We start from the raw sequence: 21046 nt of genomic DNA on the forward strand, positions 1-21046 counted from the left end.
TCCTTATGAAAAAAGAGCTGTTCCAAAACCTGAGGGGTTCTGGAACAGCTCTTCTTCGATTTATATCATGATTACCATTCTTTTTGCGAGACTTTAATCCGCGTCACGGCACGTTGGAGCGACAATTCCGCACGACGGAAGTCCAGGGAATCCTGCTTGCTCCGTGCAGCCATCGCCAGACGTTGCTCCGCCCGGGCTTTCGCTGCCTTGGCACGTTCCACATCGATGTCTTCCGGCATTTCCGCGCTTTCTGCAAGCACAACGACTTTGTCCTTACGTACTTCAACAAATCCGCCATGAACCGCAATCCAATGCTCCTTGCCGCCTTCTTTGATCTTCATTGGACCAATGCGAAGCGGCGTAACCATCGGAATATGGTTCGCCAAAATACCGAGATCTCCTTCGACGCCCTTGACGCTAATCATGTCCACCTGCTGTTCGAACACTTTGTGCTCCGGTGTAACGATTTCCAACAAAAAGGTGCTCAACTGCGGTTTCCTCCTTCCGTTCTGTCCATGCCTTAGCAATAGACAGCCCGTTTCACGTCAAGCCGCTTACAGCGTCTTTGCTTTTTCCACAGCTTCTTCGATTGTACCAACGTACAAGAAGGCTGCTTCTGGAAGGTCATCATGCTTGCCGTCCAGGATTTCCTTGAAGCTGCGTACTGTTTCTTTAACAGGTACGTATTTACCAGCAAGACCCGTAAATTGTTCCGCAACATGGAACGGTTGAGACAAGAAGCGTTGAATTTTGCGCGCGCGCGCAACCGTCAACTTATCTTCTTCGGACAACTCGTCCATACCAAGGATTGCGATAATATCTTGAAGCTCTTTATAGCGCTGCAAGAGGCGCTTAACACCTTGTGCGACATGATAGTGCTCTTCACCTACAATGTCTGGTGCCAAGATCCGGGATGAGGATGCAAGCGGATCAACCGCAGGGAAGATACCCATCTCGGAAATTTTACGCTCCAAGTTCGTCGTTGCATCCAAGTGAGCAAACGTCGTAGCTGGAGCCGGGTCTGTGTAGTCATCCGCAGGAACGTAGATCGCCTGGATGGATGTAACAGAACCTTTTTTCGTTGAAGTAATACGTTCTTGCAACTGACCCATTTCCGTAGCCAATGTAGGTTGGTAACCTACCGCGGAAGGCATGCGGCCGAGCAAGGCGGATACTTCGGAACCCGCTTGTGTAAAGCGGAAGATGTTATCGATGAACAAGAGAACGTCCTTGCCTTCTTCATCACGGAAATGTTCAGCCATTGTCAGACCCGTCAAGGCAACGCGCAAGCGCGCTCCTGGCGGCTCATTCATCTGACCGAATACCATCGCCGTTTTGCTGATAACGCCGGAATCCTTCATTTCATGGTACAAGTCGTTACCTTCGCGCGTACGCTCGCCGACACCCGCAAATACGGAAATACCGCCGTGCTCCTGCGCGATGTTGTTGATCAGCTCTTGGATCGTTACCGTCTTACCTACGCCGGCACCGCCGAACAGACCGATCTTACCGCCCTTCACATAAGGAGCCAACAAGTCGATTACTTTGATCCCTGTTTCGAGAATTTCCGCTTGCGTGGAAAGCTCGTCAAACTTAGGAGCTTCTTTATGAATCGGGCTAACCGTTTCTTTCACAACCTCGCCCGCATTATCAATTGCTTCTCCAAGCACGTTGAATACACGACCCAACGTCACTTCGCCTACCGGTACTGTAATTGGAGCGCCAAGATCTGACGCTTCCATGCCGCGAATCAAGCCGTCTGTAGAAGACATCGCAACGCAGCGAACTACGTTGTCACCCAAGTGAACCGATGCTTCCAACGTCAAGTTGATATCAGGCGCGCCGGCAGTTGTCGACTTCTGCTCAATCTTGATCGCGTTCAAAATTTCAGGCAGTTGTCCACGTTCGAACTCAATGTCGACAACCGGACCCATTACGCTAATCACGCGTCCTTTACTCATCTCGTTCCCTCCTACTGTCAAACATGCATTTCCGATTAAGCCTGAGCGTTTGCCCCTGCTACAATTTCCGAAATTTCCTGCGTAATCGCCGCTTGGCGTGCACGGTTGTACACGAGCGTCAGCGAGTTGATCATCTTCGTTGCGTTCTTCGTCGCACTGCCCATCGCGGTCATCTGCGCGCCGAACTCACTTGCCTTCGCATCGAGGAGCGCACTATAAATAAGTGTCTCCGCATATTTCGGCAGCAACTGCCCGAGCACTTCTTCAGCAGAAGGCTCATATTCATACGATGTTACTGGACCGTTAAACGCTTCATCATCAAGCGGCAAGAGTTTTTTCTCTACCGGCACCTGTGTGATTGCGTTCACGAATTCGTTATAGAACAGAATCAGTTCATCATACTTGTGCTCTTCGAAATATTTCACGGCGTTGTATGCGATAGACTTAATATCTGCAAATGTAGGCGTGTCCGGCAACTCCGTAACAGCCTCCACGATATTAAATCCTCTTCTGCGGAAGTAATCACGACCCTTGCGTCCGATGACGAATAATACGATATCATCCTTCGTCAGCTTGTTTTCCTGCATCGTCACCATGACCTTACGAAGCACGTTGGCATTGTAGCCGCCCTTCAAGCCACCGTCGGATGTGATAACGAGATATCCCGTCTTCTTCACAGGACGCTTCTCTAGCATCGGGTGGGAAATCCCTTGCGTACCAGCCGCAATGCTGGAGACGACCTCCTTCAGCTTATCCGCATAAGGACGAGCTGCCTCAGCCTTCGATTGTGCGCGGCGCAGCTTCGCCGCACCAACCATCTCCATCGCCTTCGTGATCTGCTTCGTGCTCTGCACGCTCTTGATCTGGCGCTTAATCTCGAGAATTCCTTTAGCCACTTCCATCTCACCTGCCTTTAGCGCTTTGCGCAGGGCAAAGCGGACTTCTTCGAATGCGCACCGGGAGCCCTGAGGCTTCCCAGCTGCAGTCAACTTCTATCTATTACACGGACACGGCGAAGCTCTTTTTGAATTTCGTTACCGCTTCAACCAGTGCGTCTTCGTTTTCTTTTACCAAGTCTTTCGTATCGCTGATCGATTGGTAGATGCTATCTTGGTTACTTGCCAAGTAAGCATGGAATTCATTCTCGAAGCGTTGAATATCTGCAACTGGAATTTCATCCAGATGCCCTCTCGTCGCTATATACAAGCTGACAACTTGCTTCTCTACTGGAAGCGGCTGGTTGACACCTTGCTTCAGAATTTCCATCAAGCGCTCACCACGGTTCAAGCGGGCAAGCGTTGACTTATCCAAATCGGATCCGAATTGGGAGAAGGCTTGCAATTCACGATATTGTGCCAAGTCGAGACGAAGTGTACCTGCTACCTTCTTCATCGCCTTGATCTGTGCGGAACCACCAACACGGGATACGGAAATACCTACGTTAATCGCTGGACGTTGACCGGAATAGAACAGGTCAGCTTCCAAGAAAATTTGTCCGTCGGTAATCGAGATTACGTTCGTCGGAATGTAAGCCGAAACGTCAGATGCTTGTGTTTCGATAAATGGCAATGCAGTCAAAGAACCGCCGCCATTCTCGTCGCTCAGCTTCGCAGCGCGCTCCAGCAAGCGGGAGTGCAAGTAGAATACGTCACCAGGATATGCCTCACGGCCTGGAGGACGGCGAAGGAGCAAGGACAATTCGCGGTAAGCCGCAGCTTGCTTCGACAAGTCATCATAGATTACGAGCACGTGCTCGCCTTTGTACATGAAGTACTCGCCCATGGAGACGCCTGCATATGGAGCCAAGAACAGAAGCGGTGCTGGCTCGGATGCCGATGCTGTAACCACGATTGTGTACTCCAATGCGCCATGACGACGAAGTGTTTCTACAACTTGTGCAACTGTAGATTGCTTTTGGCCGATTGCGACGTAAATACATTTCACGCCGTTGCCTTTTTGGTTAATGATCGTATCGATTGCGATCGTTGTCTTACCTGTTTGACGGTCACCGATGATCAGCTCACGCTGACCGCGGCCGATTGGAACCATGGAGTCAATCGCTTTAATACCCGTTTGCATCGGCTCATGTACCGATTTACGGTCGATAACACCTGGTGCATTGGATTCGACTGGACGGAATTCCGTCGTAGCGATTGGGCCTTTGCCGTCTACTGGCTGGCCGAGCGGATTGACAACGCGTCCAAGCAGCGCTTCACCGACTGGAACTTCCATGATGCGGCCTGTACGCTTTACTTGGTCACCTTCGCGAATGTCTTTGTAAGGCCCAAGAATTACGATACCAACGTTATTCTCCTCCAAGTTGAGGGCCATACCCATAACGCCGTTAGAGAACTCGAGCAACTCGCCGGACATACATTGCTCTAGTCCGTGTACACGGGCAATACCGTCACCAACATTAATGACCGTACCGACTTCCGCCACTTCGATCTCCGATTTATATTGTTCGATTTGACTTTTAATCAGTGTACTGATTTCATCAGGTCTGATGCTCAACTCGCTTCACCCCATTCTTCCGTGCTAAATAGTAAATGAGAGTTCAAAAACGGACTTCTTGAACAGTCTCGATAAGAACTACTGCGCTTGCGATTTCAATGATCTATTTAGGCGTTCCAACTTGCCGGACAAGCTGCCGTCATACAGGTGATCCCGAATGCGGACTTGCAAGCCTCCGATTACGGATGCGTCAACAACGTTATGAACGCGAATCGTCTTGCCTAGTTTCTGACCGAATTCAGCAGCGACAGCTTCCTTCTCCGATTCATCAAGCGGATAAGCGGATGTCACTGTTGCATCCAGGACGCCGAGTGCTTCGCCAGCAATGCGAACATAGCTGTCCGCAATCTCGCGCAGTGCGTCAATGCGCCCACGTTCGATAAGCAGCTGAACCATGTTCAACACGATATCAGATACGTGACCGTCCAGTACTTTGCTAAGTACTGCTGACTTCTCGGCATGACCAATATTCGGCGACGTCAGAATAAGGTACAATTCATGATTGGCTTTCACCAATTCCGCAGTATCTTTCAACTGCTGTTCCGTTTCTGAGACCAGTTGACGCTCCTGAGCAAGTTCGAACAACGCTTTGGCATAACGCTTGGCGATTACGATGTTCTGGCTCATTGTTTGCCTCCTACCTCTTTCAGGTATTGGCCGACCAATTGCTCTTGATCTTTCTCGTCAACTTGCTTCTCCAAGATCTTCGATGCGATTGCAACGGACATGTTGCCCACTTCTTCACGAAGAGCGGCAACTGCCTTGTTCTTCTCGCTCTCGATATCGCGAGCTGCTTCTTCCTTCAGACGAACAGCCTCGCTCTTCGCGCCGCCGATAATCTCGTCTGCTTGACGAACGCTCGTTTGTTTCGCTTGTTCGATGATGTCATACGCATCTTTGCGCGCTGTAGCAAGAGCTTCCTTCTGTTCTTCTACGTATACTTGTGCCTGTGAACGGCTATTCGCCGCTTCATCCAATTGCTGCTGCACGAGCTCGCGGCGTTTCTCCATCACGTCGAACAATGGTCCGAACGCGTACTTTTGAAGTAAGAAATATAGGATTAAGAAAGCAAGGATCGCCCACACGAAATTTTCCCAAACAAAACTCACTACAGTCACTCCTTTCCGTTAACATGACGTGCTAACAAAACGAAGGCGCGGATGGCATCGGCCTTCCCCGCCAAACCGTTTGTCTATTCATTAAGAGAACATTGCCAAGAACGCGATAACTGTAGCGGCGAGCGGAATAACCTCGACGATACCAACACCGATAAACATTGTCGTTTGCAACATGTTACGAGCTTCTGGTTGACGAGCAATCGACTCAACTGTGCGGCTAACGATCATACCGTTACCAAGACCTGCGCCCAAAGCGCCCAAACCTACTGCAATTGCTGCTGCGATCAAATTCATTAGAAAAGTCCTCCTCAAAATTCATGTATTATTGAATTGCTTTGTTTATATGTCTCACCCGAAGTTGCCCATACGAGTATGGGTCTCGGCAGAGTTTGTTAATGTTCTTCTTCATGTACAGATGCCTGCGCGATGTATACCATTGTCAACATCGTGAAGATGAAGGCTTGGAGCGCGCCGATAAATATACTGAAGCCTTGCCATGCCGCGAGGAATGGTAGACCGAATACCCCTGCTCCAATGAGCGTGGATATCAGTACCTCACCCGCGAAGATGTTCGCGTACAACCGGATACCAAGCGCAATTGGCTTCGCCAAGTTCTCCACGATGTTCAATGGAAGGAAGATTGGGAATGGCTCGATATAGTGCTTCAAGTAGTGCTTCCGATTGTTCTTGAGGCCTAGGTAGTTCACGAGAATGAAAACCAAGAACGCCAGACCGAATGTTACGGATACGTCAGCCGTTGGCGACTTATACCACAACAAGTGGACGTGTTCAGGTTTACCCTTAGCTGCAAGCTCATCGAATGCCGCCTGACTAGTTGCTACAATCTCGTGACCGAAGATAGACACCGGATGGTGCGCTTCGGTAATCACTGCGAACGGCAATCCTAGTACGTTAGATACGAAAATAAACAAGATAAGCGTCATCCCTAATGAGATGAATGCCTTCCCCTTCTTCAGCGGCATCGCACTACCGATAATGCCGTGCACGAATTCGACAACCCACTCCAAGAAGTTCTGCATCTTGGAAGGCTTTTCAACCGAAAGATTGCGAACAGCGAGCCGGGCAATAATAAAGGTAATGATTCCGCTAAGAAGTAGCGTGAAGATGATGGACAAATCCAGGTGCAGTCCCATAACCTCGATAATCGGTGCTGAGTGCATAAATGTGTTCACCCCTTTCCAATAGACTGCTTACACTTTCTTTTTGCTTGCCCAAATTATACTAACGAAAATCGACAATAACTGAGTAATGAAAAATCCGACAATTGTCGCCACAAGGGATATGTGCTGTTCGAACTTAATGGCGAACATGACTGCCAAGAGTACAATGCACATCCGAGTTACAAATCCAAAGCTGTACCGCCTCTTCTCTTGACTAGCAGCCATCTCTGCAATCTGTCTAACTTTGATAGACAAATAGTGAGCATAGGCCAGCCCTGCCGCAGTTCCCAGTGTCAGTCCAGCCGTATATATCCGGTATTCCGGCGCTACAGCCCAACCGAGGATGAACGCAGACAACAAGAGGAGCGTTACTCTCGTAACGGCACGAACCATGGAAGCCATATCATTCATTTTGTTCCCCCATGAACTTCTTTACTAAGTAGATGATATTGACGATGCCAAGGCATAGCCCGACGATACTCCCTACTCCAAGCCAGAGCTTGGACCCATTAGACGCATTCGCGATCCACTTCCCCGCGTAAAAGCCTAAGAGTATGTACAAGGCAAGCAAGACACCCGCTCCACTAATAGAGAGGGCGACCAGCCATGGGCGATCGTTACGATTCGACATTTTCATAGCCTATAATTCCCATTCATTTTACTTAAGATTACGAGTCTTTGTCAATTGATAAAAACCGCGTAACAACAAGGATGAAAACGATATACATTCGCTTTCAAGCTTCGAAAATCCGCGTAAACCGTACAGTATCACTGTATGCTGGTGCCTTCCCTCATAGAAGAGTGTCATCTATCAATTTGTGAACTTTGTGTGAAATGGCTCCGGACGCTCTTCTTGAACCCCAAAACTGTGAAGAATCGCACTGACGATCCTTTGGGACGCTTTGCCATCCCCATAAGGGTTCGCAGCCTTGCTCATACGTGCATATGTCGTTTCGTCCGACAACAGCGCCTTCGCACGCTCGTACACTTTCTCTTCATCCGTGCCGACCAACTCCAGTGTTCCTGCATCAATGCCTTCCGGTCGTTCGGTAGTTTCGCGGAGGACAAGCACAGGAATGCCAAATGACGGTGCTTCCTCCTGAAGACCGCCTGAATCGGTAAGGATGAGATGCGTGTGCGGATAGAAGTTGTGGAGGTCAACCACATCAAGCGGTTCTATCAGCTTAATGCGCGGGTGATCTCCCAGCATCTCATGAGCCGGTTCACGTACAGCCGGACTTGGATGTACCGGATATACGATAGCGATGTCTTCAAATTCGTCTGCAATACGGCGAACAGCACGGAAAATGTTGCGATGCGGCTCACCTTGTGATTCGCGGCGATGTGCAGTCATCAATACTAGACGTTTGCCTTGCGCCCAATCGAGCACCTCATGCTTGTAGTCAGATCGTACTGTATATTGAAACACATCTGTAACTGTGTTGCCTGTGACAAATATCGATGCATCTTGCTTATTTTCTTTACGCAAATTGCTTGCCGACCAATCGGTAGGCGCAAAGTGCAAATCAGCCAAAACGCCTGTCAATTGGCGATTCATTTCTTCCGGGAACGGAGAAAGCTTATTCCATGTACGAAGTCCCGCTTCAACGTGCCCTACCTTAATCTGCTGCATGAATGCTGCGTAGCTGGCGAGGAACGTCGTCAATGTGTCACCATGTACAAGCACAATATCTGGCTTCGCTTCACGCAATACAGGCTCCAATCCTTGAAGGACACGCACAGAAATATCATTCAGCGTCTGACGCGCCTGCATAATGTCCAGATCATAGTCTGGCTTAATATTGAACACATCGAGCACCTGGTCCAACATCTGACGATGTTGGGCCGTGACGCATACGATGGATTCGATGTGTTCCGGATGCTTCTGTAATTCCAGAATAAGCGGCGCCATCTTAATTGCTTCTGGACGAACACCGAATACCGTCATTACTTTCACTTTGGACATAGTCTTATCCTCCGTCTTTCTTCTTGCATAATAGTCAATACATTATTGGCTCTAAAATCATTTTTTTGACCTCAAAAAGATCGCTTTTCAGCACCGAGAAGGTTGCAAGAACTCGAAGCCGAGCTTCCGAAGCGAGTTTTGCCGAGCAAAACTTGTAAGGAGCAGCAGAGTGCAGACAAAGACTACATGAGCAGATAAAATGTTTCCGCAGGAAACATACTTCGTAAGCATAAGTTCTTCGAGAGTGAATGCAAGATTCGATGCCGAATTGCCTCTTGAGTTGCTTCGTGATCAAAAGCGAATTCTTCTACTTTGTGCCGAACAAGCGGTCGCCGGCGTCACCCAAACCTGGAACAATATAGCCGTGATCGTCCAGACGCTCGTCCAATGCCGCCAAATAAATGTCGATGTCCGGATGTGCTTCTTGAACAGCCTTGACACCTTCCGGCGCTGCAATGAGGCACATCAATTTAATTTGCGTGCAGCTGCGCTTCTTCAGCACGTCAATAGCCGCAATCGCCGATCCGCCTGTAGCAAGCATTGGATCAATAACGATCAATTGCCGCTCAGTCACGTCTGTAGGAAGCTTCGTATAGTACTCAACCGGTTGAAGCGTCTCAGGATCGCGGAACAAGCCCACATGTCCGATCTTCGCACCTGGAATCAGCTTTACAACGCCTTCTACCATACCTAGTCCAGCACGCAAAATAGGGATTAGTCCCAGCATGCGGCCAGCGATCATTTTGCTCTCTGTTTCGGCAACTGGCGTTTCGACTGTCACCGTTTGCAATGGCAGTTCACGTGTAATCTCATACGCCATCAAAGTTGCTACTTCGTCCACGAGCTCGCGGAAGTCCTTCGTCGTTGTCTTTTTGTCTCGAATCAATGTCAATTTGTGTTGAATCAGTGGATGATCGCAAATGACCAGTTTACCCATATTTCGTGTCCCTCCGCCTTTTACTCTCGTTGCTTTTCATCTCAATACGTGATGATTTGAACTGATATTCCTACTTTGAACAGCCGTACATGCCAAGCTTATCCGGCTTCATCTAAGCTAAACAGGCTCTATTATAACATTCCGAGCCTATCACTGCACGTTTTGCAGGCACTTTTGAGGTATTTTTCACATTTCCGACAACTCGGTGCAAAAGGATCACACTGTACTATTTCTAAGCATGTTGAAGACAGCTTATACATGGTCATGCAGCAAACATCGGAAATTGTCGAGATTCTACTCTGCTGAGCCTCTCGCACACTACCTAGGCATCCTATACTGAAATCGAGAGTTCTCCCTGCCTATTTACGCAAAAAAGAGCAGGTGATCATCTTCAAGAGTGATTACCTGCTCTGTCCATTAAATATGCAATAAAAGAGTCCTACCCGCCAAAAGGGCGTGTCTTCCTACCTAATTAATATTTCAATGTAGAGTACAACGGGAACTGAGCTGTCAGATCGCTGACCATACCGCGTGCTTTGTTCAATACAGCCTCATCCTGTGGCTGCTTCAATGTCATAGCAATGACTTGGCCAATAACGCGCATTGCTGCTTCATCCATGCCTCGGGATGTCGCCGCTGGTGTTCCGATACGAATACCGCTCGTTATGAACGGACTTGTCGGATCGAATGGAATGGCGTTCTTGTTCACGGTAATGCCAACGGAATCCAATACTTTCTCCGCATCTTTACCCGTGATATTGATATTGCGCGTATCGATCAGCATCAGATGGTTGTCTGTACCGCCAGATACAATACTCAAACCTTCCTCAACCAGCGTACTCGCCAATACTTGCGCGTTCTTGATCACTTGCTCAGCATACTGCTTGAACGATGGCTGCAGTGCTTCGCCCAATGCAACAGCCTTAGAAGCCACCACATGCATAAGCGGGCCGCCTTGTGTACCTGGGAATACAGCCTTGTCGATCGCTTGCGCCCAAGCTTGACGGCACATAATCATACCTCCGCGCGGACCGCGCAGTGTCTTATGTGTTGTTGTCGTAACGAAATGAGCGTGCGGTACTGGGCTTGGATGAAGTCCTGCGGCAACCAATCCTGCGATATGCGCCATGTCTACCATGAACAAAGCGCCTACATCGTTCGCAATTTGGCCGAGTGCTTCAAAATCGATAATACGTGGATAAGCGCTTGCGCCTGCCACGATCATTTTCGGACGATGCTTGAATGCTGCCTTGCGCACTTTATCATAATCAATACGGAACGTATCTTCTTCCACACCGTAAGCCACAAAGTTGTACAGCAAACCAGATGCATTCACAGGGCTTCCGTGAGTCAAGTGTCCACCATGCGCCAAATCCATGCCAAGCACGGTATCTCCTGGCTTCAATGCTGCCAAGTACACAGCCATGTTCGCTTGCGCACCGGAGTGCGGCTGTACATTGACATGCTCAGCGCCGAAGAGTTCCTTCGCACGGTTGCGGGCAATATCCTCAACAATGTCCACGTGCTCGCAGCCGCCATAGTAGCGTTTGCCTGGATAACCTTCCGCGTATTTGTTCGTCAGAACCGTCCCCATTGCTTCCATAACCGCCTCACTGACGATGTTTTCAGAAGCAATCAGCTCGATATTGTTGCGCTGACGCTGCAACTCCAAGTCCATTGCTTTCAACACTTCAGGATCTGCTTGTCGTAAATGATCTACCATTGGCATAGCCCTCCCACATTTTCATTCCCTTATTGCAATGTATGACAACGCATCTGCGTTAAGGTTCTATCGTAGCAGTAATAAAAGTGCAACAGTGGCTCTCCCGCCCCACTGCAAATAATTGTGAACGGCCTGCATTCAAACACTGCTCCTATTCACATGATGACAATCCATCCTCAGTTGGAAGCTGATAGACTGCCCGCTCCCCGCCTATAAGCTTCGGCCGCGTCTTCGCCATATTGACACGCGCCTTGCCAATATATCGCACTTCTGTACGCAGAGGAACAGCTACCCGGCGCAAATGCATGCCAATAAGCGTCTCGCCGATATCGATGCCAGCATGGGCGCATATCTCTTCTGCGAGACATGCATCAGTCAGATGGCGATATGCATAAGCGGCCATCGAGCCGCCCGCCTTCCGTACCGGAACAGCCGATACTTCCACCAGCCGGAGCCGCTCCAATGTGCGGCGTTCAACGACAAGTGCGCGGTTCAAATGCTCACAGCATTGGAATGCAATCTCGAGGCCATAGCTTGAGCGGAGCACGTCGAGACCGGCAAATATCGCCTGCGCGGTATCCGTTGCGCCCGAAGTTCCAATACGCGCACCTGCCACCTCGCTTGTACTGCAGCCAATGACGACTAGCTGCCCGGGCTTGAGCCCTGCCTCGCGAACGAGGGCATGTGCAGCTGCTTCTGCTTGCTCGCGAACCTGCCCCATTTTCAAGAATGACGATGCTGGACCTTGATGTTCGTTCTTCTCGATCTCATCCATACTGCCCATTCACCTCCACTCGCTACGCTTGCGAGTGATATTTATGTTCTACGTCCGCGACCTTGCGAAGACGTCCAATATGGCGCTCTCCTTGGCTGAATTCTGTACCCAGCCATACGCGTACAATCTCTTCAGCAAGTCCAGGTCCAATGACACGCTCGCCCATAGCAAGTACATTCGTATCATTGTGCTCTCTCGTTGCCTTAGCAGAGAATAAATCATGAACAAGCCCGCAGCGGACGCCTGGCACCTTATTCGCTGCGATGGACATCCCAATCCCGGTACCACATATGAGCACGCCTCGATCTGCTTCGCCTGAGGCAACCATCTCTGCAACAGGTACCGCATAATCCGGATAATCTACTGATGTTGTACAATCACAGCCTACATCAATGACGTCATGACCAAGCTCCTTGATGACTTGTACAATCCCTTCCTTAAGTCGTACGCCAGCATGGTCTGCACCAATGGCAATTTTCATTGTCGTACCCTCCATCCGTTGTCTTCAATTGTGCTCTCCGTCCATGTTACCATGCTCGGTATGCTACGGGTCTATTATAACGAATTTCCCGCAAATTAGACGAGCCAATTGCACGTTACTCCCAGTGTAACATGTCTCATTGATTGAAAAAAAGAGCATAGCACGGCTCTCTATCCGTACACTGCTCTTCTGCCCAGGCGACCGGCCGTATGCTCCGATGCTCCACCGTGGTTCCCCACTTCCGTCGCCAGTTACATCGGATCCTCTCCATATAGAACGATCATAATGGATGTCGCAACCAATTGCAACCGTTATTTTCCTGCCCACACATACACAGCATCCTACTGCTGCATTTGGCAGTGCCATAAACCCAACACTTAAACCGTCTATGGCTGAAGCTTATCAAGCAACCTAGTCAGCGCAGTCTGAATCTCCGCCGCTGTCATCCGATACTGCTCCAAAGAACCGCCATACGGGTCTGCCACATCCTGATTCGGCATAAGCCGCTGCAATTCAGCAAGCTGTACCAGCTCGTCTTCCGTTGGAGCTTGTCCCATAGCAAGCTTCAATTGAAGATCCGCAGCCAATGATTGCAGCTGTTGATATTGCTCCTGCTCTGAATCCGGATTGCTCACATATTCCTTAAGCGCAAATGTCTTGCTCGTTGCACCCGGGAACTGTTGAAGCACATGACGCTTGTGGCTAGTCGTCAATGTCAATATAAGATCTGCCCAATGCACACGCTCTTCATCCAGTGCAGCCGATCGAAAATCTCGATGATTGGCAATATTCTGCTCCTCCAGTACAGTGGAAGCGTGATGTGACATCGGTGTGCCGTCCCATGCTGCTACACCTGCTGACTGAACATGAATGTCCAAGCCGCGTTCCTCTGCCATATGCTTCAGCATAGCCTCTGCGATTGGACTTCGGCATGTATTGCCTGTACATACAAATAAAATGCGTATCATATGACCCCCTCCCTTCATACCATGAAACCTATCTATAGGGTCGCGCATCTTCATCAATCTCATTCCTGCTTGCTTTGACTTCGCTCCAAAGCTTAGAAAGCTTAGAAAGGCAGCAAAAACAATACCCCAAAGGTAAGCAGGATCGCCCCACCTGCAGCCTCCCCGTACTCACCGAAATGCTTGCCTGCGTGGTGGCCAAGAAATATGCCAAAGATCGACATCGCACCGCCGAACAATCCAAAGGCAATGATCGTCATCAACAAATCAGAGCCGAACATGCCGAGCGATATTCCAACGGAAAAGGAGTCTACACTCACACTAAGTGCGAACAGCAGCATCCCCCATACCGTTGAAGTATTAATCATTTGCGAGGATTCACCCTTCAACGAGCTGTATATCATATGCCCCCCTAGCATAATAAGAAGGCCTCCCGCTGCCCATGTGGTTACTTCACCGAGCAGCATGCTCATATACATGCCTGTTGCAACACCCGCCAGCGGCATCAGTACATGGAACAATGCGATAACCCCGCTAATGCGAACTGCATCTCTTCGCCGTACCCCTCTCATACCGATACCTAGACACAGTGAAAAGGCATCTGAGCCCAATGCTGCCGCCATCAAAAAAATCGTGATCCATTGGCCGATTGGCGCTGCCGTTTCCCACATTGCCCCCACTCCTCGTCCCATAGCGTCTGTATCCAACGTATGCGGACAAGGATAGTTTCATGACAAGCAGCAAAGAGATAACAAGGCTTGTCTCTTATAAGCTACATTACCCAAACAAGGTTCATTCACACCAAATGATACGATGACCTGCTGCCTTCATCATACGGTTCATCACTGCAAGACCGATGCCTTCTGTAGTGCAAGCTTCTGCCAGTATATAAGTTGCGCCCGCTTCATCGAAATGCCGCAGGGCATCATATAGCAGTGCGGCTGCCTCTTCCAATGCATGCACACTGCCAATCGTTGCTACAATATCAGCTCGGTAATGTTCTGCATGCTCTGCGAAGGCAAGTACACCCGTTGTCTCCCCGCGCTGCTGTGCTTCATGCAGCATACGCTGAATGCATTCGCTCACTTGTTCCGTAGACTCCCCCTGCACGATATGCAGCTGACCTTGGGGAGCATAGTGGGTATATTTCATTCCAGGTGAGCGAGGCGCGTTCATCTGGATGTCATTCGCTTGCCCCATTTGCTTTGAAGCAGCTTGAGGAGATACCGACTCCTCGCTAATCATGCCGCTCGCTGCTGCCGAAGGATCTGCTTCCTTGTTCACCAGCGGCGTAGACAAGGAATCTCGATCCCCCAGCGCAGATTCTGGAGTTTGTGGAACCTGTGCATGGCTCATTCCCCCATTGGGATCGACCGCTGGATCAATCGTTACCTCGGAGGCCACCTCTTGCAGCATCGCTGTTGTTATCCCACCCGGGCGGAGGACATGCACACGATTGCCTATTAATTCTACAACAGTAGACTCTACCCCTACGCCTGTCGCACCGCCATCGACAATACCGTCGATAAGACCATCCAAATCCTCCCGTACATGCTCCGCACGCGTCGGACTAGGACGTCCTGAACGGTTGGCGCTTGGAGCTGCCACGGGACATCCAGAAGCACGTATAAGAGCCAAAGCTGTATCGTGACCCGGCATCCGTACACCAACCGTATCCAGTCCCGCCGTCACGCGAGGGGATACAGCCCCCATTCGCACCGGCAGCACGATCGTCAACGGACCCGGCCAAAAGCGTTCCATAAGACGAGCAGCGATATCACTATAAGGCAGGACAAGCTCATCAAGCTGATTCCGTTCAGCAATATGAACGATTAGCGGGTTGTCGGATGGACGCCCCTTGGCAGCAAATATACGTTCAACTGCCTTCGTATCACGGGCATCCGCGCCAAGCCCATATACCGTCTCCGTTGGAAAGGCAACGGTGCCTCCGGCAGCTAGAATTGCCGCCCCCTCTGTTATTCCATGCTGCTGTTCAAGCGGCATATGTTCGTCTACCGACCACCACTTCGTGTGCAAACGTTGAGCGCTTCCTTCCGTCACGGCAGTCGCGCTGTCCTTCTGTTCCCGTTCATGTCGAGTATTCATTGAGTACATCCCTTACTTCGATATAGAGTGTATGCTCTCCCGCCCCGATGCCGACATCGACACTAAAAAAAAGAAAAGGCGGAAGCAACGCAAGAAAGATGCCAAAGGAGCTTCGGCATCTTCATAAATTGAAGTTTCACACGTATTCGTACTTAATTCAAATCTATAAATAACTGTTGCTTATTTTAGTTGTACCATAATGACGGCAACACGTCCAGACGAGTGGAAGGCACACCTAGTGCATACAACTACTCGATTAGATTAACCAAATATTGCACTGAAAATGGAACCAATCAAACGAAACAATGCCTCTAGAGCCTCCCACAGGAAGAACTTCACTTCTGTCTCGCCTGATTCCATCGCGGCATGGGCTTGAGCCTTCCCGTCTGCAGCCTGAGCATCTCCCTCAGCTGATAGAGCGCCCTTGTCTTGTTCTCCACTCTTAGATGGCGCAGCTGACTTGGACTTCGCATCACCAGCTTGTGCTTGAGCCGTACTCCCATCGACGAAGCAGAGCGGCGGGAACAGGACACACCACCAATTCTGTCCGCTTCCCTCGCCTATTGTAACGAGCAATGCTTCATACATCCCGGCAGGATATACTTCGCCTCCATACCACTTGGCCGGGAAGGATACTTCTCCAAGCTTCACCTTGACTCCATACGCCAGTCCTTTTTCGTTTAACACTTGCTCTGCCGTCTGCTTCAGTTCGTCCAAATGCCCTGCTATCAGCTCGCGTGCCTTTTCACGAGTATCCGGCTTCTCTTCTGTCTTAAGCCAGCCGTTAATCTGCTCCACAATCCGATCCCGGACCATGCGCTTCACACGCTGATCGTTATCAACGTCCGAGTTGGCCAATATTCGCAGCCGAATCGCATCCTCGGGAATATGATCCTGCTTCTCTATCTTTTGCTTCTGAATATTTTGATTATCAATGGCCTCCGCATGGCCATTTTCCCAACGCATCAAAGCTCCCGCTGCCAGTACGGCAATCGCGAGACCGAGTACGAACACGCGTAAGTTCATGTTCATCCTGCTCCTTGTGAGGTTGGGCGCGCCTCTTGTCTATCAGTATGTCCGCGAACAGGATCCTTAAACCTATCAATAGTGTTTTTTGATAGATAGATTCGTCAAAGTCTTAGGTGAAACTGGTGGTTATCATGCAGCCTATGAACCGATACCCCACTTTTTAATGCACAAAAAAGGACTGTCCTAGTCGCAGATATGTTTTCTGCGTCATGGAACAGTCCTTATAGAGCTAAATTCCTCCTAAGTGTCGAACACCAATCACATGGCGCTCAATACCAGCCAGGTCAGGCACAATGATCAGCTTCTCATCATAACCAGCTTGCGCGAGCATTGCCGCCACATCTTGCGCTTGTCCTTGACCCACTTCAAAGCCAATCATTCGTGGAGCCTTGCCAAGCTCGGACAGCATGGTGACAAGCCGTCGATACGGATCCAAGCCATCCGCTCCACCATCCAGCGCCGTACGCGGCTCATAGTCGCGCACCTCACGCATCAGATCCGCGATATCACCTGCCGGAATATAAGGTGGATTGGATACGAGAATGTCCAATTCACTTCCAGCGAACGGCGCCAGCAAATCCCCCTGTTTCCACGACATCCGCTCTGCAACGCCAAGCCGCCCCGCATTTCGCTTCGCGACAGCAAGCGCCGCTGGCGAGATATCGCCAGCCGTGATATGCCAATGTGGACGCTCATGTGCCAATGTACAAGCAATTGCACCGCTGCCGGTACCAATATCCACAACATGAAGTGATTCATCTTGCGACCAGATCAGGTCAGCTTCAGTCAGAATTGCCTCCACGAGGAGCTCTGTCTCCGGCCTTGGGATAAGCACATCCGACGTCACTTCGAACGGCAAACCATAGAAGTAAACATCCCCAATAATATATTGGGTCGGCTCACCCGCAGATCGCCGTGTCACTGCCGATTCAAAAGCATGGATTGCATCTTCAGGCATCAGCTCTGTCAATGCAACCAAGTAAGCGACTCGCTCCATACCCAGCACATGCCGCAGCAGCAGTTCGGCATGATGTGCAGCATCATCGACTCCATTCTCTGCTAAAAAAGAAGAAGCCTGTACCCAGGCTTCTCTTATTGTTGCAGGCCATGCGAGGCGATATGGAGCTCTGTCTGCCGCATTTAGCTGACTACGCTCCTCATTCCGTCCGCAAGGCTCACTCATGCTTGATTCTCCCTTTCCAGCAGCTCCGCTTGTTCAGTCAACGTAAGCGTTTGGATGAGTTCCTCCACATCGCCGTTCATAATTTGATCAAGCTTATGCAGAGTCAAGCCGATACGATGATCTGTCACACGGCTCTGCGGATAGTTGTACGTCCGAATCCGTTCACTGCGATCACCCGTTCCAACCTTACTTTTGCGCTCGCCAGCGTACTTGGCTTCTTCCTCTTGACGCTTAATTTCATAGATGCGGGCACGCAAGACTTGCAATGCCTTCGCCTTATTATCGTTCTGAGACTTCCCGTCCTGACACGTAGCCATGATCCCTGTTGGAATATGTGTAACACGTACCGCCGACTTCGTTGTGTTGACGGACTGGCCGCCCGCACCAGAAGAGCAGAATGTATCAACACGAATATCTTTATCGAATATTTCGACTTCTACTTCATCTACCTCTGGCATTACAGCTACAGTCGAAGTTGACGTATGAATACGTCCGCCTGATTCAGTTGCCGGTATGCGTTGAACGCGGTGCGCGCCGCTCTCATACTTCAGCTTGCTGTAAGCACCCTTACCGGATACCGAGAAGATAACTTCTTTGAATCCGCCCAGATCGCTCATGTTCGCTTCCATCAGCTCTGTACGCCATCCTTGTGAATCCGCATAGCGCGTGTACATGCGGTATAAATCAGCAGCGAAGAGCGCAGCTTCATCACCGCCTGCCGCACCGCGAATTTCCACGATCACGTTCTTGTCATCATTCGGATCCTTCGGCAGCAGCAAAATACGAATACGTTCCTCAAGTTCCGTTTGACGCGCACTCAGTTCCTCGATTTCCATCTTCACCATTTCGCGCATCTCATCGTCAAGCTTCTCTTGCATCATTACCTTCGCCGCATCCAGTTCGCTAAGTACATTTTTAAATTCCATAAATGCTTCATAAGCTGGCTGCAGATCGGATTGCTCCTTCGAATACTCACGAAGCTTCTTCGGCTCGTTCGCCACATCCGGGTCACATAGCAATTCACTCAACTTCTCATAGCGATCCGCAAGGGATTGCAGTCTATCTAACATCATACACGCTCACCTCTCTTCTCCAATTCGATACTACCACGTATATTCATGAACCTTGATTTGCGCAATCATGGTTCGTGCTTCAATAAATGAATGATTACGGCATTCCACCATAACCAGTTCCGCAACCATTCCCTCGCTCAACCTGCATTACAATGCGCAGATGATCTCACTGCATTAGCTAAGCAAGCGAAGAAGCAGAAGCGCTATACGTTGAAGCGGAAATGCATAACATCGCCGTCTTGAACAACGTATTCCTTACCTTCCAATCTTAGCTTACCCTGTTCCTTCACCGCATTCATAGAACCGCCAGCAACTAGATCATTATAAGAGACCACTTCGGCACGAATGAAGCCGCGCTCGAAGTCGGAGTGGATAACACCTGCCGCTTGCGGGGCCTTCATCCCTTTGCGAATCGTCCAAGCGCGTACTTCTTGTACACCAGCAGTAAAGTACGTATACAGACCAAGCAAGCGATAGGCTGCCTTAATCAAGCGGTTCAGACCGGACTCATCCAGTCCAAGCTCTTCAAGGAACATCTCCTTATCTTCGCCCTCAAGCTCAGCAATTTCTGCTTCTACCTTTGCGCTAATCGGCACAACTTCTGCATTCTCAGCTGCGGCAAAGTCACGTACCTGCTGTACATATGGATTGCTATCCGCATCCTTCACGCCATCTTCGCTTACGTTCGCCGCATACAATACTGGCTTCATCGTGAGCAAGTGCATGTCGCGTACAAGCACCTTTTCTTCGTCGCTCAGTTCCAAGCTGCGTGCTGGCTTATCATTGTACAACGCCTCTTTCAAGCGCTCCAATACAGCAGCCTCTGCCACATACTTCTTGTCGCCGCTCTTCATGTTCTTCTTTGTGCGATCAAGACGCTTCTCGACCGATTCCAAATCCGCCAGAACGAGCTCCAAGTTGATCGTTTGAATATCGCTAACTGGGTCAACCTTTCCGTCAACATGCGTAATATTTTCGTCTTCGAAGCAGCGCACAACGTGTACGATTGCATCTACTTCACGAATGTGAGCCAAGAACTTGTTCCCAAGCCCTTCGCCCTTGCTCGCACCACGTACCAGACCGGCAATATCAACAAATTCAAACGCTGTTGGAACTGTACGGTTTGGAACAACCAACTCAGTCAACTTATCCAAGCGCTCATCTGGAACCTCTACCACGCCGACATTCGGATCGATCGTACAGAACGGATAGTTCGCCGATTCAGCCCCTGCTTGTGTAATCGCATTGAACAACGTCGATTTGCCGACGTTAGGCAGCCCAACAATACCTGCTTTTAATGCCATTTATAAGTACAACTCCTTAGACCGTATATTTGAATAACCATTGTTTCGAACATTACCTTACTATCATAAACCTAGTCTATCAATTATGTTTCATGTATCGTTAAGATGCGTGTAAAAAACACGCAAAAATTCCTTAACCATTATAACCAACAACGCAAAAAAAACCTAGTCATCGACTAGATTTTTTCCGTATTGTCAACTTTTGCTCACTTCAGGAGAGCAGAAAAGCACTAAAGACTTCTGCGATCTTAGCAATTTTTATTGTTCGGAATAATAAATCCTTACTCAAGAGCTGCTTGTCTGAAGCCAAGTACATATCCATCCACTTGCAGCCAGATCTGAAATTTTCGAGGTAGCGTTGTCTGTTAGTTATCTATGTCAACTGTTTCCTTTACCTTGCTTTGGCTCTTCTCGGATAAGGAGACTGTGCACCGAACATACTATTGCTGTAGCTGGATCCAACATTCAATTTCCATCATTTTTGAGTAAAGTGAGGGGTACAACTATGGAGAATAAATCGCATCGTGGTAATTATAAAGGCACCACGGCAATGAAAGCGAAAAATCAAGATATGGCGTTCGTAAATGACACTATTGAAGGAGCAAAATCCGTAACACCTTTCTCCGAGAAAAAGAAAAAGACGGACTAGTTCCGTCTTGCCAGCTTCAAATGTCCAATTGTGTATTCACATCATAACTTGTCCAATCGATCTACCTGTTTCACCGAAGGT

General features: G+C 49.5%; 23 protein-coding genes and 1 riboswitch. Of the genes, 1 reads left to right on the forward strand and 22 read right to left on the reverse strand.

The genetic code is table 11. The annotated features are described in order from the left end of the window. Window positions 1-71: 71 nt before the first annotated feature. The 22 genes from RQP50_RS26905 to ychF all read right to left on the reverse strand — a co-directional run bounded on the left by RQP50_RS26905 (window position 72) and on the right by ychF (window position 20316). Window positions 72-488, reverse strand: coding sequence for a F0F1 ATP synthase subunit epsilon (locus RQP50_RS26905; RefSeq protein ID WP_005544821.1), 417 nt, complete (start codon window positions 486-488; stop codon window positions 72-74). Between the two features lie 66 nt (window positions 489-554). Further along, window positions 555-1961: a F0F1 ATP synthase subunit beta gene (gene atpD, locus RQP50_RS26910; RefSeq protein WP_072729073.1), complete on the reverse strand. Its 1407-nt coding sequence runs from the start codon at window positions 1959-1961 to the stop codon at window positions 555-557. 35 nt (window positions 1962-1996) lie between these two features. Then, on the reverse strand, window positions 1997-2857 hold the full coding sequence (gene atpG, locus RQP50_RS26915) for an ATP synthase F1 subunit gamma (RefSeq protein WP_028533393.1): 861 nt from the start codon (window positions 2855-2857) through the stop codon (window positions 1997-1999). 103 nt (window positions 2858-2960) lie between these two features. Continuing rightward, complete coding sequence (atpA, locus tag RQP50_RS26920; RefSeq protein ID WP_021257175.1) at window positions 2961-4475, reverse strand: F0F1 ATP synthase subunit alpha; 1515 nt, start codon at window positions 4473-4475, stop codon at window positions 2961-2963. A 78-nt stretch (window positions 4476-4553) separates the two neighbouring features. Next, window positions 4554-5102, reverse strand: a complete 549-nt coding sequence (locus RQP50_RS26925; RefSeq protein ID WP_028533392.1) for a F0F1 ATP synthase subunit delta — start codon at window positions 5100-5102, stop codon at window positions 4554-4556. After that, the gene (gene atpF, locus RQP50_RS26930; RefSeq protein ID WP_005544831.1) at window positions 5099-5584 is read right to left on the reverse strand and encodes a F0F1 ATP synthase subunit B; all 486 of its coding nucleotides are present in this window, start codon (window positions 5582-5584) and stop codon (window positions 5099-5101) included. The genes RQP50_RS26925 and atpF overlap by 4 nt, the downstream gene beginning before the upstream one ends. A 90-nt stretch (window positions 5585-5674) precedes the next feature. Further along, window positions 5675-5887, reverse strand: a complete 213-nt coding sequence (gene atpE, locus RQP50_RS26935) for a F0F1 ATP synthase subunit C (protein ID WP_021257177.1) — start codon at window positions 5885-5887, stop codon at window positions 5675-5677. Window positions 5888-5985: 98 nt separating this feature from the next. After that, on the reverse strand, window positions 5986-6774 hold the full coding sequence (gene atpB / locus RQP50_RS26940) for a F0F1 ATP synthase subunit A (protein ID WP_315747261.1): 789 nt from the start codon (window positions 6772-6774) through the stop codon (window positions 5986-5988). A 30-nt stretch (window positions 6775-6804) separates the two neighbouring features. Beyond that, complete coding sequence (locus RQP50_RS26945) at window positions 6805-7185, reverse strand: ATP synthase subunit I (RefSeq protein WP_021257179.1); 381 nt, start codon at window positions 7183-7185, stop codon at window positions 6805-6807. Beyond that, window positions 7178-7411, reverse strand: coding sequence for an AtpZ/AtpI family protein (locus RQP50_RS26950; RefSeq protein ID WP_044353145.1), 234 nt, complete (start codon window positions 7409-7411; stop codon window positions 7178-7180). The genes RQP50_RS26945 and RQP50_RS26950 overlap by 8 nt, the downstream gene beginning before the upstream one ends. A gap of 174 nt (window positions 7412-7585) precedes the next feature. Then, window positions 7586-8740 carry a non-hydrolyzing UDP-N-acetylglucosamine 2-epimerase gene (gene wecB / locus RQP50_RS26955; protein ID WP_315747262.1) on the reverse strand — a complete coding sequence of 385 codons (1155 nt, stop codon included), beginning with the start codon at window positions 8738-8740 and terminating at the stop codon, window positions 7586-7588. A 307-nt stretch (window positions 8741-9047) separates the two neighbouring features. Beyond that, on the reverse strand, window positions 9048-9677 hold the full coding sequence (upp, locus tag RQP50_RS26960; RefSeq protein WP_005544846.1) for a uracil phosphoribosyltransferase: 630 nt from the start codon (window positions 9675-9677) through the stop codon (window positions 9048-9050). A 472-nt stretch (window positions 9678-10149) separates the two neighbouring features. After that, a complete protein-coding gene (locus tag RQP50_RS26965) occupies window positions 10150-11400 on the reverse strand; it encodes a serine hydroxymethyltransferase (protein ID WP_044353147.1) in 1251 nt (416 codons plus the stop codon). A 151-nt stretch (window positions 11401-11551) separates the two neighbouring features. Then, window positions 11552-12121: a TIGR01440 family protein gene (locus RQP50_RS26970; protein WP_197081630.1), complete on the reverse strand. Its 570-nt coding sequence runs from the start codon at window positions 12119-12121 to the stop codon at window positions 11552-11554. 76 nt (window positions 12122-12197) lie between these two features. Further along, complete coding sequence (rpiB, locus tag RQP50_RS26975) at window positions 12198-12656, reverse strand: ribose 5-phosphate isomerase B (protein WP_021257184.1); 459 nt, start codon at window positions 12654-12656, stop codon at window positions 12198-12200. A 184-nt stretch (window positions 12657-12840) separates the two neighbouring features. After that, window positions 12841-12921, reverse strand: a riboswitch (ZMP/ZTP riboswitch). A gap of 121 nt (window positions 12922-13042) precedes the next feature. After that, a complete protein-coding gene (locus RQP50_RS26980) occupies window positions 13043-13624 on the reverse strand; it encodes a low molecular weight protein arginine phosphatase (protein WP_315747263.1) in 582 nt (193 codons plus the stop codon). A 101-nt stretch (window positions 13625-13725) separates the two neighbouring features. After that, window positions 13726-14292, reverse strand: coding sequence for a manganese efflux pump MntP (locus tag RQP50_RS26985; protein WP_315747264.1), 567 nt, complete (start codon window positions 14290-14292; stop codon window positions 13726-13728). A 121-nt stretch (window positions 14293-14413) separates the two neighbouring features. Continuing rightward, window positions 14414-15736, reverse strand: coding sequence for an L-threonylcarbamoyladenylate synthase (locus tag RQP50_RS26990; RefSeq protein WP_315747265.1), 1323 nt, complete (start codon window positions 15734-15736; stop codon window positions 14414-14416). A gap of 252 nt (window positions 15737-15988) precedes the next feature. Continuing rightward, window positions 15989-16753, reverse strand: coding sequence for a stage II sporulation protein R (gene spoIIR, locus RQP50_RS26995; protein ID WP_315747266.1), 765 nt, complete (start codon window positions 16751-16753; stop codon window positions 15989-15991). Between the two features lie 232 nt (window positions 16754-16985). Beyond that, window positions 16986-17939 (reverse strand): peptide chain release factor N(5)-glutamine methyltransferase, encoded by a 954-nt coding sequence (gene prmC, locus RQP50_RS27000; protein WP_315747267.1) that lies wholly within the window; start codon window positions 17937-17939, stop codon window positions 16986-16988. Continuing rightward, window positions 17936-19009: a peptide chain release factor 1 gene (gene prfA, locus RQP50_RS27005; RefSeq protein WP_021257190.1), complete on the reverse strand. Its 1074-nt coding sequence runs from the start codon at window positions 19007-19009 to the stop codon at window positions 17936-17938. The genes prmC and prfA overlap by 4 nt, the downstream gene beginning before the upstream one ends. Before the next feature lie 206 nt (window positions 19010-19215). Then, the gene (ychF, locus tag RQP50_RS27010) at window positions 19216-20316 is read right to left on the reverse strand and encodes a redox-regulated ATPase YchF (protein WP_315747268.1); all 1101 of its coding nucleotides are present in this window, start codon (window positions 20314-20316) and stop codon (window positions 19216-19218) included. Between the two features lie 505 nt (window positions 20317-20821). Between ychF and RQP50_RS27015 the strand changes: the two genes are divergently transcribed. Beyond that, entirely contained in the window at window positions 20822-20965 is a 144-nt protein-coding gene (locus tag RQP50_RS27015; protein WP_021257192.1) for a hypothetical protein, read from the forward strand. The last annotated feature ends 81 nt before the right edge of the window (window positions 20966-21046 follow it).

The organism is Paenibacillus suaedae (genome assembly GCF_032337355.1).
Lineage (GTDB): Bacteria > Bacillota > Bacilli > Paenibacillales > Paenibacillaceae > Paenibacillus_B > Paenibacillus_B suaedae.

What these genes read in the sequence shown, in the direction of transcription:
- spoIIR (WP_315747266.1), bottom strand. Translation starts at nt 16,753, where the DNA reads ATGAACTTACGCGTGTTCGTACTCGGTCTCGCGATTGCCGTACTGGCA.
- wecB (WP_315747262.1), bottom strand. Translation starts at nt 8,740, where the DNA reads ATGTCCAAAGTGAAAGTAATGACGGTATTCGGTGTTCGTCCAGAAGCA.
- ychF (WP_315747268.1), bottom strand. Translation starts at nt 20,316, where the DNA reads ATGGCATTAAAAGCAGGTATTGTTGGGCTGCCTAACGTCGGCAAATCG.
- RQP50_RS26925 (WP_028533392.1), bottom strand. Translation starts at nt 5,102, where the DNA reads ATGAGCCAGAACATCGTAATCGCCAAGCGTTATGCCAAAGCGTTGTTC.
- RQP50_RS26985 (WP_315747264.1), bottom strand. Translation starts at nt 14,292, where the DNA reads ATGTGGGAAACGGCAGCGCCAATCGGCCAATGGATCACGATTTTTTTG.
- RQP50_RS27015 (WP_021257192.1), top strand. Translation starts at nt 20,822, where the DNA reads ATGGAGAATAAATCGCATCGTGGTAATTATAAAGGCACCACGGCAATG.
- RQP50_RS26980 (WP_315747263.1), bottom strand. Translation starts at nt 13,624, where the DNA reads ATGATACGCATTTTATTTGTATGTACAGGCAATACATGCCGAAGTCCA.
- upp (WP_005544846.1), bottom strand. Translation starts at nt 9,677, where the DNA reads ATGGGTAAACTGGTCATTTGCGATCATCCACTGATTCAACACAAATTG.
- atpB (WP_315747261.1), bottom strand. Translation starts at nt 6,774, where the DNA reads ATGCACTCAGCACCGATTATCGAGGTTATGGGACTGCACCTGGATTTG.
- prfA (WP_021257190.1), bottom strand. Translation starts at nt 19,009, where the DNA reads ATGTTAGATAGACTGCAATCCCTTGCGGATCGCTATGAGAAGTTGAGT.
- prmC (WP_315747267.1), bottom strand. Translation starts at nt 17,939, where the DNA reads ATGAGTGAGCCTTGCGGACGGAATGAGGAGCGTAGTCAGCTAAATGCG.
- atpE (WP_021257177.1), bottom strand. Translation starts at nt 5,887, where the DNA reads ATGAATTTGATCGCAGCAGCAATTGCAGTAGGTTTGGGCGCTTTGGGC.
- RQP50_RS26945 (WP_021257179.1), bottom strand. Translation starts at nt 7,185, where the DNA reads ATGAATGATATGGCTTCCATGGTTCGTGCCGTTACGAGAGTAACGCTC.
- RQP50_RS26970 (WP_197081630.1), bottom strand. Translation starts at nt 12,121, where the DNA reads ATGGGGCAGGTTCGCGAGCAAGCAGAAGCAGCTGCACATGCCCTCGTT.
- rpiB (WP_021257184.1), bottom strand. Translation starts at nt 12,656, where the DNA reads ATGAAAATTGCCATTGGTGCAGACCATGCTGGCGTACGACTTAAGGAA.
- RQP50_RS26965 (WP_044353147.1), bottom strand. Translation starts at nt 11,400, where the DNA reads ATGGTAGATCATTTACGACAAGCAGATCCTGAAGTGTTGAAAGCAATG.
- atpD (WP_072729073.1), bottom strand. Translation starts at nt 1,961, where the DNA reads ATGAGTAAAGGACGCGTGATTAGCGTAATGGGTCCGGTTGTCGACATT.
- RQP50_RS26950 (WP_044353145.1), bottom strand. Translation starts at nt 7,411, where the DNA reads ATGAAAATGTCGAATCGTAACGATCGCCCATGGCTGGTCGCCCTCTCT.
- RQP50_RS26990 (WP_315747265.1), bottom strand. Translation starts at nt 15,736, where the DNA reads ATGTACTCAATGAATACTCGACATGAACGGGAACAGAAGGACAGCGCG.